The organism is Streptomyces sp. NBC_00328 (genome assembly GCF_036139655.1).
Taxonomy (GTDB): domain Bacteria; phylum Actinomycetota; class Actinomycetes; order Streptomycetales; family Streptomycetaceae; genus Streptomyces.
The window spans coordinates 4380716-4392952 of record NZ_CP108013.1; the positions used below are offsets into that span (position 1 = coordinate 4380716).

The following is a 12237-nucleotide window of genomic DNA, read 5'->3' on the forward strand; positions in this document are numbered from 1 at the left end:
GACACTCCGCCCGCCCATTCGGCCTGAGATGGTTCACAGGCGTGTCATTTGAGGTCAGCGGCGCCCGACAGCCGCGAACGAACGAGGCGCCCGACCCGTGACCCGGGCCGAGCGCCTCGTCCTTACCGCCGTTGTCCTGCCTGTCCTGCCTGTCCTGCGAGTCCCGCCGATCCTGCGAGTCCCGCCGGTCCTGCCCGTCCCGCCGTGTTCCGGGGGGCCGCCTCTAGAGCAGCCCGTCCCACATCTCCTCCAGCAGGACCGACCACCAGCTCTCCGGGGAGGCCAGGGCCGCCGGGTCGAGCGCGGCGAGCTGGGCCTGGAAGTCGACCGTCCAGCGGCCCGCCTGCTCCTGGTTGAGGCCGAACCGCAGCCGCCACATCCGGCCGAGCAGCGCCAGACAGCGCGCGAACTCGGGCAGACCGGTGTTCACGAACTGCGGCGGCACCGGAGCACCCCCGGGACCGGCCTCCACCGGCACGGCGACGATGTTCGCCGTGCCGTACTGGACACAGATCGCCTTGCCGAAGTCGCTGCCCATGACGAGGTACGAGCCCGCGTCCGGGGACGCCGCCACCCCGCGCTCCTGCGCCAGTTCGGCGAGGGTCGGCACCGGACGGCCCGGCTGGGCCTGCGCCCAGAAGAACGGGCCCATGTCGACCGGCAGCCCGGCCACGACCAGGGTGTGCGCCACGATCGGCGGCACGCCCTGCCGCGACACGGCCGCGTGGTCGAACCGGAAGACCCCCGGCCCGAACGCCGCCGCCAGCTCCTGCGCGATCGCCTCCGGCGGGATCGGCGGCGCGGGCTGCACCGGCGGAATCGGCGCCCGCACCGGTGCCGGACGCGCCGGCCCGTCCGCGACCTGGTGCAACTCGCCCTGATGCGCGAGGAGTTGGTGCATTCCCTGCTGCCGGCTCGCGTGATCCGTGCCGTACGGCGCGATGCTCGTGATCCGCACCTGCGGGAAGGTCTCCCTGATCATCCGCGCGCAGTACGCGCCCGGCAGCTCACAGGACTCCAGTTCCGTGTGCAGCTCCAGCACTTGCTGCGGCGGCACGTTCATCGCGCGCAGCTCGTGCAGGATCTGCCACTCCGGATGCGGTGTACCCGGCGCGGACCGCCGGATCAGCTGCTGCTCCGACCCGTCGTGCGCCCGATACCGCAGCACGGCCTGATAGCCGGGCCCGACGGTCGGCTGCCCCGCCTGCGGATAGCCGTACGCCGGCTGCTGTCCCGGCATGGGCTGTCCCGGCATGGACTGCTGTCCGGGCAGCGGCTGAGGGGCGCTCGGCATCATGCCGGGAGCCTGCGGAGGCTGCGGCGCACCGGGGCCTCCGGCCGGAGGGGCGAACATCGTCGCCGCGTGGTGCACCTCACCGGAGGGCGTACCCCCCGGAACACCGGGCGCACCCGGCGGCTGCGGCGCGCCCGGCCCCGCCGGGGGCCCGGCCAGCATCGTCGCGGCGTGGTGCGCCCCACCCGGGGGCGTGGCGCCCGGCGGGGCCGGCACACCGGGAGCGGCCTGCTGCCAGGGTGCCCCCGGCGCACCGGGGGCACCGGGCGGCTGCGGCGCGCCGGGGCCGCCCACCGCGGGCCCCGCCAGCATCGTCGCGGCATGGTGGACACCGCCCGGAGGAGGCGTGGCGCCGGGCGGCTGGGGCGCGCCGGGCGCCCCCTCGGGCCCGTCCGGCCCGAGCTGGGAGACGAGCTGCGTCGGCACATAGCCGCCCGCGGGGGCACCCGGGGCGCCCGGTCCGGACGGCGGAGGCGTACTGCCCGGCCGCGCGCCCGGCACACCCGGGGCGCTCGGCGGAGGCGGAGTGCCCGCCCCGCCACCGCGCGCCGCTCGGGGCGGCTGCGCCTTGCTGGTCGCGGCGTCGGCGATGTCACCCGCGTTCGGGGGCAGCGGCCGCGACGGCACGGCCGGCGGCGGCGTACCAGGGGCACCGGGAGCAGCCGGGGCGCCGGGCGGCGGAGTGCCCTGACCCGCGCCAGGGCCCTGCGGATAGCCGTAGGCCGAGGCACCCGGCAGACCATGGCCCGACGGAGTACCGGACGGCGCGGGAGAGTTCGGGTCACCGGCCACGGGCGCCATCGTGGTGCGCGGGAGCTGGCTGCCCCCGGACATCATGGCGGTCTGATCGAGCGCGGCGGCCGGCGGCGGCGTGCGCGAGTCGTCGATGTCCGTCAGCGGCGGCGCGAACACGGTCGCCGGCAGCGGTACGGAACGGTCGTCCCCGGGATCGGCATTGGTGTCCGTCCCCGCCCACGGGGTCGCGTCGGCGGGAACGGCCGGACTCGCGCCCCTCGGACCGGGGACCTCGTCGTCGGTCGCGGCGTCCGGCCACGGCGTGGCCCCCGCGGGAACCGGCGGCACACCCGCTACCGGAGCGGCGGAGCCCGGCGAGGAAGGCGCACCCGGCGCGACGGCCGGGGAAGGGGCGTGCACGCCCGGCGCGGCCGCGACTCCATGCTCCCCGGACTGTCCCGGCGCACCGGAAAGCGAACTCCCGCTCCCGACGGACCCGTTCGCGGAACCGCCCGCCGCGGAGGCGGCGGCCGGGCGGGACCCCGCCCCGTCGGAGCCGGACCGGCCCGACCCGGCACGCCGGTCCGGGATCCCCATCCTGTCCGCGGCCTCCTGAAGCCATTCCGGGGGGCTGAGCAGGAACGACGTCTGGTTCAGGTCGACCCGCGCCGCGGGCGCCGGCGCCGGATCGGGGGCCCCGGCCGGCACCCCGTACTCCTCCTCGTAGCGGCGGATGACCTCACCCACCGGCAGCGCGGGCCACAGCGTGGCCTCCCCGCTGTCCCGCGCGATGACGAGCCGCTGCGCGCCCCCGTCGGAACGCGGCCCCTCGGCGCGGTCCTCCGCCCATACGACGAAACCGAGTTCGAACTCGCGTACCCGCACCTCGCGGTGCTGGTACCCGGCCACGTCCCCGTTGATCCACTCTTCCGCGCGCTCCTGCGCCTGTGCGAAGGTCACCATCGCAACGTCACTCCCCCACCGAAGAGACGGGCACGGCGTACGCGAAGCCGCCGTCCACCATCAGATTCGCCACCGTCTCCAGCTCCGGCGGATTGCCCGCGAGCCGGGACAGGAACTGGTCGAAGTCGCCACCGCACGGCAGCAGCAGCCGCTGCACCCGCTCGGCCGCCGGCCACGCGTCCTGGTCACGGGCGTCGTCGAACGCGCAGAACCAGACGGAACCGATCCGGTCGCCCTTCACCTTCACGGCCAGCAGGCCGCCCTGCACGAACCCGACACCCAGGTAGTCCTTGGTCAGATGGTCGCGCAGACACTTGTTGACGTACACCAGGTCGTTGACCGCGGCCTCGTCGCGCACGGTGAACAGCGGCTGGTCCACCAGCAGTCCGAGCTCGGCGTCGAGCGCGGCACCGACCGGCGCGCACCCGCCCGCCGCCTTCAGGAACGACCGGTAGGCGCCGGGCAGCCGGTAACCGAGGTCCTCCTCGACGGCCAGCACCTGCTGCTCGGTCACCGCGACCGACGACTTCGGCAGCCCGAAGTGCGCGGGCCGCGTCTCCTGCAACGGCCGCGTCCCCCGCTTGGAATGGTCGACGGCCGCGGTCGCGACACCGCCGTGGTGCCGCAGCAGGGCCTTCACCTCGACCGGCACCAGCTCCAGCCGCCGGGTGCCCGCCACGTGATGCCACGTCCAGCCGTGCGGAGTCGCCACCGCGGGAATCGTGTCCCACAGATCGTGCCCGGACGCGGCGAGCGCGGCGTTCGCGGAGACGTAGTCCGTCAGTTTCAACTCGTCGACGCCGAAGCCCTCCGGGGGCTCGGCGATCTCCGCCGCGGCACGCGCGTAGAGCGAGAAGTCGGGATAACCGCGCTCGTCGATCCGTACACCTCTGGGATGGCGCGCCGCCCGGACCGGATCCGGGAAGTGCACGACTTGCCCGGCGTAGGCCGCGTTCGGCGGCGCGGCTTGTTGCCCGAGCCGGCCTGTCGTCATGACGGTTGCCCCCTGCGGCGTCTTCAGTAGCTGGATGGAGCGCGGATGTCGACAGCCTATTCGGTTGTACGACACCGGTCACCGGGCCTCCGGTTCCGTGACCAGCCGTCACCCCGCCGTGACCGTACGCCGAAGACCTGGCGTGTCGCGGCGCCCCAGCTACCGCTCCCGCCGCGGCATTTGGCAGTCTGTCTCCGCACCGGGGGATGCACGGGAGGGAAAGACGATCATGAATGCGACGCATACGAGCACGTCCGGGGACCCTCGGGTCGGCTGGAGCAGCGCCGAAGCACTGCACGCGCCCGTCCTGCTGTACCGCCGCGACGGCATACTTCCCACCGTCGCCGCCGCCCTCTCCGTCCGCGGCACCACCCTCACCGGCACGGCCGCCCGCGGCGACCAGCCACCCGCTCTTCACCCGCTGGTCCAGGACTTCCTCGACACCCTCACGAACGCCCAGCGCGACCGCTTCACCGGCCGCTGCGCCGAGGCCATCCTGATCTCCCGGCAGATCGCCGCCGCCGACGCCGAACGCAGCAAGCGCGCCGGCCGCAAGCCGATGACCGGCGGCGAGGCCCGAAAGGCCCTCAAGGGGGCCAAACTCACCGCGCGCCGCATCCGCGAGGACGGCGACCCGCTGCACGGGAGCTTCGCCGCGCCCTGCCGCTCCTGCACAGCGCTCAGCGGCCACTTCGGCGTACGCATCGTCGACCCGGCGGAACCGGACGCCTGAACTCCCCTCTCCCCGCATACGTACGTATGACGGCGTCCCGCGACGCCGATGTCCCATCCCTCGACGAACGAAGGGCAGATGCACTCCGAACGCTCCTCCTCCAGCCTCTTCTCCCCTGCCGGGCAAGGGGGATCCTCGTCACGTTTCCCCGAGCCCGTGGCCGCCGTACTGCGCTCGGCGGGATGGCAGCCGGGACGCTGGGACATAAAGCAGGCCGAGTACTGGGCCGACGAGCTGCGCGGACACGCGTCGCCGGCCGGGCACCGGCACTCCGTGTTCCCGGCGGCGGTCGAGGCCTGGGCGGAGTTCGGGGGGCTGCACGTGGGCGCCACGGGACCCGGGCGCCAGCTCGCCCCCGCCCTGCTGCATCTCGATCCCCTGCACGGGCTGCACATGGCCCGTACCCTCGGCGACCTCGGCCGGGCGCTCGACACCGAGGTCTGCCCCCTGGGCGAGGAGTCCGACTCCCACGCCCTGCTCGCCATCGACGCCGAGGGCCGCGTCTACGCCCTCGACCACACCGGCGACTGGTACCTCGGTCCGCACATCGACGCGGCCCTCACCAACCTCCTCACCGGCACCGCCCCACCCCGGCTCACCACGACCTGACCCGCCAGGCCTTCTTTCGCCCCCTCCGCCCCGGACCCCGCTCCTCAAACGCCGGAGGGGCTGAAACTTTCCCCGGCCAGGGCTGGAATGGTCACCACGACGCACCCGCAGCCGGGAGCGCGCGGAAGGGGCCGTGCCGGTACGTCGATGCCCGTCGCCACCGACGGCCACGCCTCATCCAACGGCGACGGGCTGACGCACCGGCACGGCCCCGACCCACCCACCGGCCGGAACCGCGCACCGCGAACCGCGAACCGCCCGGAGGGCTACGCGGGGATCACCGCCGACACCCGGTACCCGCCCGCGTCCGTGGGCCCCGACACGAACACACCCCCGAGCGCGGCCACCCGCTCCTTCATCCCCAGCAGCCCGTTCCCCCCGCTGGGCAGCGCGACGGACGACCCCACCCCCGCCTCCGGCGGGCACTCGTTCTCCACCTGCATCGCGATCTCGGACACCCGATGCGCCAGCCGGACGTACGTCTTCGCCCCCGCCGCGTGCTTGTGGACGTTCGTCAACGCCTCCTGCACCACCCGGTAGGCGGTCTGCTCGATCTCACGGGCGTACGCCCGCAGATCCCCCTCGACCGACAGGGCCACGACCATCCCGGCCGCCGCCGACTGCCCGATCAGCTCGTCGATCTCGGCCAGGCTCGGCCCCTCCCCGGCCCCGGACTCACCCGCGGCCCGCGACGCGGCCGCGGCCGCCGCGGCCCCCACCGCCGCCAGCGGCACCGACGGCACCCGCGTGTCCAGCCCGTCCCCCGTACGCAGTACGCCGAGCATCTCTCTCAGTTCCGTGAGCGCCTGCCGCCCCATGTCCCCCACCAGGGCGGCGTTCTTCACGGCCTTCTCGGGATCCTTCCGGGCGACCGCCTGGAGCGCCGCCGCGTGCACGACCATCAGGGAGACCCGGTGCGCGACCACGTCGTGCATCTCCCGCGCGATCCGGGTGCGCTCCTCGTTGCGCGCCCACTCCGCCCGTTCCTCGGCCCGCTCCGCGAGCAGCTGGAGCTCCCGCTCCAGCGAGTCCGCCCGCTCCCGCAGGCTCTCCATCAGCCGCCGCCTGGCCCCCATGTACAGCCCGAGCAGCACGGGCGGCGCGGTCATCCCGATCGCCGTCGTGATGGAGGCGAAGGGGACCAGCCAGTTCCCCATCGGCACGTCCCCGCGCACCACGCTCTGGTGCGCCCGCACGAACGTCACGATCAGCATGCCGGCGAAGGACATCCCGGCCAGCGCCCCGGTGATGCGCCGCGGCAGCTCGGACGCGGCGAGCGTGTAGAGCCCGACGAGTCCCATCAGGAACCCCATCTGGGCGGGCGTGATCGCGATGGACACCAGGACGACCGCGATCGGCCATTTCCGCCGCACCAGGAGTACGGACCCCGCCACCGCTCCGAACACGACGCCCACCGGAGCGGGCAGTCCCGCGTCGTGCGCGAAGCGGACCCCCTCACCTCCGCACTCGAACGCCGACGCCAGAGCGAGCCCCGCGTCCAGCACCGCACCGCGCCATCCGACCCACCACCACGGCCCGGTCCCGGCCGCGGTGTGTGCTTCCCCCGTCGTGGTCATGGCTCCAGCCTACGGTTGCACCCCGAACCATTTCCGGTGAGTTTTGGCTACTGGCCTACACCACACCCCGCCGGGCTTCGACGGCCTCCGGGACGCCGCCGCCCCGGGCCGGTCCCGGTCGCGCAAGCACAGGAACGCAAACACCGGACCGGCACGAACGCCTCGGGCATCCGGCGGGACCGCCCGGTCATCTGCCGCGCGGGAAGCGCCGAGTTGTACCGTCGCACGGAGGGCACCCGGTACGGCATAGTGTTGGGTGCCGACTCGACGGGCCGACCACATGTCCGGTTCGATCGAGTTCATTCCCCCGTGGTGTAATTGGCAGCACTGTGGCTTTTGGTGCCATCTGTCCGGGTTCGAGTCCTGGCGGGGGAGCCTCGGTCGACCCGGCCCCTGACAGTGCTCCCAGGGCCCTCTCCCACATGCCTCCTGTTTCGCCCCGGTATCCTGCGGATGTCCACTCCCCCCAGTCATCCGAAGCCGAAGGGCAGTCCCGTGAGCTCCAGTCGCCCGGCAGCCGTCGTTGTACTCGCAGCGGGTGAGGGCACCCGTATGAAATCGGCCACACCCAAGGTTCTGCACGACATCTGCGGACGCTCCCTCGTCGGTCATGTCCTGGCCGCCGCAAGCGAGTTGGACCCCGAGAACCTGATCGTCGTCGTCGGGCACGCACGCGAGAAGGTCGTCGGGCACCTCGCGGAGATCGACCCGGACGTACGCACCGCGGTGCAGGCCGAGCAGAACGGCACCGGGCACGCGGTACGGATGGCGCTCGAAGAGCTCGGCGGGGACGTGGACGGCACCGTCGTCGTGGTCTGCGGCGATACCCCCCTGCTCAGCGGCGAGACCCTGCTCACACTTGCCTCGGCCCACAGCGCCGACGGCAACGCCGTCACCGTGCTCACCGCCGAGGTCCCCGACGCCACCGGCTACGGCCGCATCGTGCGGGACGGCGCCGGCGGCGCGGTCACCGCGATCGTCGAGCACAAGGACGCGAGCGACTCGCAGCGCGCGATCCGCGAGATCAACTCGGGCGTCTTCGCCTTCGACGGCCGTCTGCTCGCCGACGCGCTCGGCAAGGTGCGGACGGACAACAGCCAGGGCGAGGAGTACCTGACCGACGTCCTCGGGATCCTGCGCGAGGCCGGGCACCGGGTGGGCGCGGCCGTCGCCGCCGACCACCGCGAGATCGCCGGCATCAACAACCGCGTCCAGCTCGCCGAGGCCCGCCGCATCCTGAACGACCGGCTGCTCACGGAGGCCATGCTGGCCGGCGTCAGCGTCCTCGACCCCGCGACGACCTGGGTCGACGTGACGGTCACCTTCGAGCAGGACGCGATCGTGCACCCCGGGACGCAGCTCCAGGGCGCCACGCATCTCGCCGAGGGCGCCGAGGTCGGGCCCAACTGCCGCCTGAAGGACACCCGGGTGGGCGCCGGCGCGCGCGTCGACAACACCGTGGCCGACACCGCCGAGGTGGGTCCGCAGGCCAAGGTCGGCCCGTTCGCCTACCTGCGTCCCGGCACGCGGATCGGCCTGAAGGCCAAGGTCGGTACGTACGTCGAGACGAAGAACGCCACGATCGGCGAGGGGACGAAGATCCCGCACCTGTCGTACGTGGGGGACGCGACGATCGGCGAGTACTCGAACATCGGTGCCGCGAGCGTGTTCGTGAACTACGACGGGCAGGACAAGCACCACACCACGATCGGCTCGCACTGCCGTACGGGTTCGGACAACATGTTTGTGGCTCCTGTCACGATCGGGGACGGCGCGTACACCGCGGCGGGCTCCGTCATCACCAAGGACGTGCCGCCCGGTTCGCTGGCCGTGGCCCGCGGTCAGCAGCGCAATATCGAGGGCTGGGTGGCTCGCAAGCGTCCCGGAAGCGCCGCGGCGAAGGCCGCGGAGACCGCCTCCCGGGAACCGGAAGGCGAAGGCTGACCGGAAAACGGCACGTCCGGGACGGCGTACCGTGATAAATGCACCCCTGCTGAGAAGCCCTCTCGCAACCCAGCCGAGACGGCCTCCCACGCCCACTGAGATGACCTCTGAGGAGACAGTGCTGTGACCGGGATCAAGACGACGACCGGCGAGAAGAAGATGATGTTCTTCTCCGGCCGCGCCCACCCCGAGCTTGCCCAGGAGGTCGCCCACAAGCTGGGTGTCGGGGTCGTCCCGACCAAGGCCTTCGACTTCGCGAACGGCGAGATCTACATCCGCTACCAGGAGTCCGCGCGCGGCGCCGACTGCTTCCTGATGCAGAGCCACACGGCCCCCATCAACAAGTGGATCATGGAACAGCTGATCATGATCGACGCTCTGAAGCGGGCCTCCGCCAGGAGCATCACGGTGATCGTGCCCTTCTACGGTTACGCCCGTCAGGACAAGAAGCACCGTGGACGTGAACCGATCTCGGCGCGTCTGGTCGCGGACCTGATGGCGACGGCCGGTGCGGACCGCATCCTCACGGTCGATCTGCACACGGACCAGATCCAGGGCTTCTTCGACGGCCCGGTGGACCACCTGTTCGCGCTGCCGATCCTCGCCGACTACGTGGGCGCCAAGGTCGACAGGTCCAAGCTCACCGTCGTCTCGCCGGACGCCGGCCGGGTGCGCGTGGCCGACCGCTGGTGCGACCGCCTGGACGCTCCGCTGGCCATCGTGCACAAGCGCCGCGACAAGGACGTCGCCAACCAGGTCACCGTCCACGAGGTGGTCGGTGACGTGAAGGGCCGCGTCTGCGTCCTCGTCGACGACATGATCGACACCGGTGGCACCATCTGCGCCGCCGCCGACGCGCTGTTCGCGCACGGCGCGGAGGACGTCATCGTGACGGCCACGCACGGTGTCCTCTCCGGCCCGGCGGCCGACCGTCTGAAGAACTCCAAGGTCAGCGAGTTCATCTTCACGGACACCCTGCCGACCCCGGGCGAGCTGGAGCTCGACAAGATCACGGTGCTCTCGATCGCGCCGACCATCGCGGACGCGGTGCGTGAGGTCTTCCAGGACGGCTCGGTGACGAGCCTGTTCGAGGAGCAGTAGGCCCCTCTCCCGTCGGTCGCCTAGATCGATTTCTTGTACGGCCTCCCCGCCCCGTAAGCTGTCACAGTTGCTCGGCGAGGGAGGCCGCACTTTTGTGTGCGGCGGTCCGTTATCGACGCGCTCTTCGTAGCAGGCCGATGTTTGGCCGGGTGACCACTTTCCCCACGTTCTACGAGGAGTGAACATGTCCGAGGTCAAGCTCGCCGCCGAGACCCGCACCGAGTTCGGCAAGGGCGCCGCCCGCCGCATCCGCCGCGAGGCCAAGGTCCCCGCCGTCGTCTACGGTCACGGCACCGAGCCGCTCCACATCGCGCTCCCGGGCCACGAGCTGCAGCTCGCCCTGCGTACCGCGAACGTCCTGCTCACCCTGGAGCTCGAGGGCAAGACCCAGCTGGCGATCCCGAAGGCCGTCCAGCGTGACGCCATCAAGGGCAGCCTCGACCACGTCGACCTGCTCCTCGTGAAGAGCGGCGAGAAGGTCACCGTCGAGGTCTTCGTGCACACCGAGGGCGAGCTGGCCCCGGGCAGCTTCCTCGTCGAGAACGTGCTGAACACCCTGACGGTCGAGGCCGAGGCCACCCACATCCCGGAGTCGGTCACCGTCTCCATCGCGGGCCTGGAGGCCGGTGCCTCCATCCACGCCAAGGACATCAAGCTCCCCAAGGGCACCACGCTGGCGATCGACGAGGACGCGGTCGTCATCCAGGTCCTGTCGGCGCAGGCCGAGGAGCCGGCCGCCGAGGGCGAGTCCGGCGACGCGGCCGCCGAGGCCTGATCCCCCCGGAAATCTTCATCCGTGTCAGCCGCCGCTCCTGTCGGGAGCGGCGGCTGCCGCGTATCACGGACACATGGGAGACACGGACGTGACGACCGACGCCAACGCGCCCTGGCTGATCGTGGGCCTCGGCAATCCGGGCCCCGAGTACGCCATGAACCGGCACAACGTGGGCTTCATGGTGGCCGATCTGCTGGCCGGGCGGATCGGCGGGAAGTTCAAGCGGGCGGGCAAGGCGCAGGCCCAGGTGATCGAGGGGCGGATCGGGCCGCCCGGTCCGGCGAACCGCCGGGTGATCCTGGCCAAGCCGATGTCGTACATGAACCTGTCGGGCGGCCCGGTGACCGCGCTGCGGGACTTCTACAAGGTGCCGACGGCGAACATCGTGGCCGTCCACGACGAGCTCGACATCGACCACGGCGTGCTGCGGCTGAAGCTGGGCGGCGGCGACAACGGCCACAACGGCCTCAAGTCCATGACGAAGGCGATGGGCGCGGACTACCACCGGGTGCGGTTCGGCATCGGGCGCCCTCCGGGCCGTATGCAGGTCGCGGACTTCGTCCTCAAGGACTTCTCCCCGGCCGAGCGCAAGGAGCTGGACTACTTCGTGGACCGGGCGGCGGACGCGGTGGAGTGCCTGGTGATCGAGGGCCTGGAGCGGGCCCAGGGCACGTACAACTCCTGAGGAACCGCCCGTACGGCTCCTGAGGGACGGCCCGGGAGGCCCCGGGAACCGCGGGACGGCCGCACGGCCGGCGGCAGGGTGGCCGACGTACGCGCACAACTGCCGACTTGTCCCCCTCGGGAGTTGACCGAGCGCGCGGCCATGGCCAATGATCCCCGCCATGCGTGCCGTCACCTCACGTCAGAGCGCGTACACGGCGCTGCGAATCGGACAGCTCACGGCGATGGGCGTGGTCACCGGGCTCATCCTGATCGCAGGCGTCTGGGCCTCCTGGGGCACCGCGCAGCACGTGATGCTGAGCAAGGGCCGGGAGCAGGGCACGATCGCCGTGCGGTCGTGCTCGGGCGACGTCTGCACGGGGTCGTACACGCCGGTGTCGCCCGGTTCACGGGCGCGGTCCCGCGTCGTCATCGACCAGTCGGTGGCCGTGGAGAAGGGCCGGACGTACACGGTCACGGTGAAGCCCGGCAGCGACGAGGTCGTCCGCAGCGGGCCGGCCGGACTGCTCTACGCCTGGATCCCGCTCGCGGGGGCCCTGCTGCTCGCCTCGGTGGTGGTCGCGGGCGGTCTGCGGCTGACCCGCCTGGCCTGGGTGATGGCGGGCACGGGGATCGCCCTGCTGACGGCCACGTTCCTGGTCGTGTAGGGATCGTGCAGGGGCCCGCGGACGCACGCGGGCACCACGCGCGCAGGCAGGGGGCAGGCGGCCGCACGGAACATGAAGGCGCCCTCCGCCTGACACATGAAAGGCGCCCTCCGCGCTCGTACGGGTACGAGCGCGGAGGGCGCCTTCGCGTCGGCCCCGCCGGTGTCCGGGGTGTCACCGG

The 12237-nt window shown here is 72.3% G+C and carries 10 protein-coding genes and 1 tRNA gene; 8 read left to right on the top strand and 3 right to left on the bottom strand.

Annotation, left to right across the window (positions count from 1 at the left end; genetic code table 11):
- Nucleotides 1–223 precede the first annotated feature (223 nt).
- Nucleotides 224–2992 carry an SUKH-4 family immunity protein gene (locus tag OG485_RS19080; protein WP_328669535.1) on the bottom strand — a complete coding sequence of 923 codons (2769 nt, stop codon included), beginning with the start codon at nucleotides 2990–2992 and terminating at the stop codon, nucleotides 224–226.
- Nucleotides 2993–2999: 7 nt separating this feature from the next.
- Nucleotides 3000–3986: an SMI1/KNR4 family protein gene (locus OG485_RS19085; RefSeq protein WP_328669536.1), complete on the bottom strand. Its 987-nt coding sequence runs from the start codon at nucleotides 3984–3986 to the stop codon at nucleotides 3000–3002.
- A gap of 229 nt (nucleotides 3987–4215) precedes the next feature.
- Between OG485_RS19085 and OG485_RS19090 the strand changes: the two genes are divergently transcribed.
- Together OG485_RS19090 and OG485_RS19095 are read left to right on the top strand one after the other, a co-directional pair.
- Nucleotides 4216–4719: a YwqJ-related putative deaminase gene (locus OG485_RS19090; RefSeq protein WP_328669537.1), complete on the top strand. Its 504-nt coding sequence runs from the start codon at nucleotides 4216–4218 to the stop codon at nucleotides 4717–4719.
- A gap of 78 nt (nucleotides 4720–4797) precedes the next feature.
- Nucleotides 4798–5328, top strand: a complete 531-nt coding sequence (locus OG485_RS19095; RefSeq protein WP_328669538.1) for an SUKH-3 domain-containing protein — start codon at nucleotides 4798–4800, stop codon at nucleotides 5326–5328.
- A 266-nt stretch (nucleotides 5329–5594) separates the two neighbouring features.
- Here the strand turns inward: OG485_RS19095 and OG485_RS19100 are convergent, their stop codons facing one another.
- Nucleotides 5595–6905 (bottom strand): sensor histidine kinase, encoded by a 1311-nt coding sequence (locus OG485_RS19100; RefSeq protein ID WP_328669539.1) that lies wholly within the window; start codon nucleotides 6903–6905, stop codon nucleotides 5595–5597.
- A 303-nt stretch (nucleotides 6906–7208) separates the two neighbouring features.
- On the opposite strand from OG485_RS19100, the gene OG485_RS19105 reads away from it, so the two are divergent.
- The 6 genes from OG485_RS19105 to OG485_RS19130 all read left to right on the top strand — a co-directional run bounded on the left by OG485_RS19105 (nucleotide 7209) and on the right by OG485_RS19130 (nucleotide 12056).
- Nucleotides 7209–7280: transfer RNA gene (locus tag OG485_RS19105), tRNA-Gln, on the top strand.
- Between the two features lie 120 nt (nucleotides 7281–7400).
- The gene (gene glmU / locus OG485_RS19110) at nucleotides 7401–8849 is read left to right on the top strand and encodes a bifunctional UDP-N-acetylglucosamine diphosphorylase/glucosamine-1-phosphate N-acetyltransferase GlmU (protein WP_328669540.1); all 1449 of its coding nucleotides are present in this window, start codon (nucleotides 7401–7403) and stop codon (nucleotides 8847–8849) included.
- Between the two features lie 123 nt (nucleotides 8850–8972).
- Nucleotides 8973–9950 (top strand): ribose-phosphate diphosphokinase, encoded by a 978-nt coding sequence (locus OG485_RS19115; protein ID WP_328451620.1) that lies wholly within the window; start codon nucleotides 8973–8975, stop codon nucleotides 9948–9950.
- A gap of 184 nt (nucleotides 9951–10134) precedes the next feature.
- Nucleotides 10135–10725, top strand: a complete 591-nt coding sequence (locus OG485_RS19120; RefSeq protein ID WP_328669541.1) for a 50S ribosomal protein L25/general stress protein Ctc — start codon at nucleotides 10135–10137, stop codon at nucleotides 10723–10725.
- 73 nt (nucleotides 10726–10798) lie between these two features.
- Nucleotides 10799–11410, top strand: a complete 612-nt coding sequence (pth, locus tag OG485_RS19125) for an aminoacyl-tRNA hydrolase (RefSeq protein WP_328669542.1) — start codon at nucleotides 10799–10801, stop codon at nucleotides 11408–11410.
- A 148-nt stretch (nucleotides 11411–11558) separates the two neighbouring features.
- Nucleotides 11559–12056, top strand: coding sequence for a hypothetical protein (locus tag OG485_RS19130; protein ID WP_328669543.1), 498 nt, complete (start codon nucleotides 11559–11561; stop codon nucleotides 12054–12056).
- Nucleotides 12057–12237 lie beyond the last annotated feature (181 nt).

Bases quoted from the DNA above. Each gene is read 5' to 3' on its own strand.
- pth (WP_328669542.1), top strand. From the start codon at position 10,799: ATGGGAGACACGGACGTGACGACCGACGCCAACGCGCCCTGGCTGATC.
- OG485_RS19085 (WP_328669536.1), bottom strand. From the start codon at position 3,986: ATGACGACAGGCCGGCTCGGGCAACAAGCCGCGCCGCCGAACGCGGCC.
- OG485_RS19095 (WP_328669538.1), top strand. From the start codon at position 4,798: ATGCACTCCGAACGCTCCTCCTCCAGCCTCTTCTCCCCTGCCGGGCAA.
- OG485_RS19080 (WP_328669535.1), bottom strand. From the start codon at position 2,992: ATGGTGACCTTCGCACAGGCGCAGGAGCGCGCGGAAGAGTGGATCAAC.
- OG485_RS19100 (WP_328669539.1), bottom strand. From the start codon at position 6,905: ATGACCACGACGGGGGAAGCACACACCGCGGCCGGGACCGGGCCGTGG.
- OG485_RS19120 (WP_328669541.1), top strand. From the start codon at position 10,135: ATGTCCGAGGTCAAGCTCGCCGCCGAGACCCGCACCGAGTTCGGCAAG.
- OG485_RS19130 (WP_328669543.1), top strand. From the start codon at position 11,559: ATGATCCCCGCCATGCGTGCCGTCACCTCACGTCAGAGCGCGTACACG.
- OG485_RS19090 (WP_328669537.1), top strand. From the start codon at position 4,216: ATGAATGCGACGCATACGAGCACGTCCGGGGACCCTCGGGTCGGCTGG.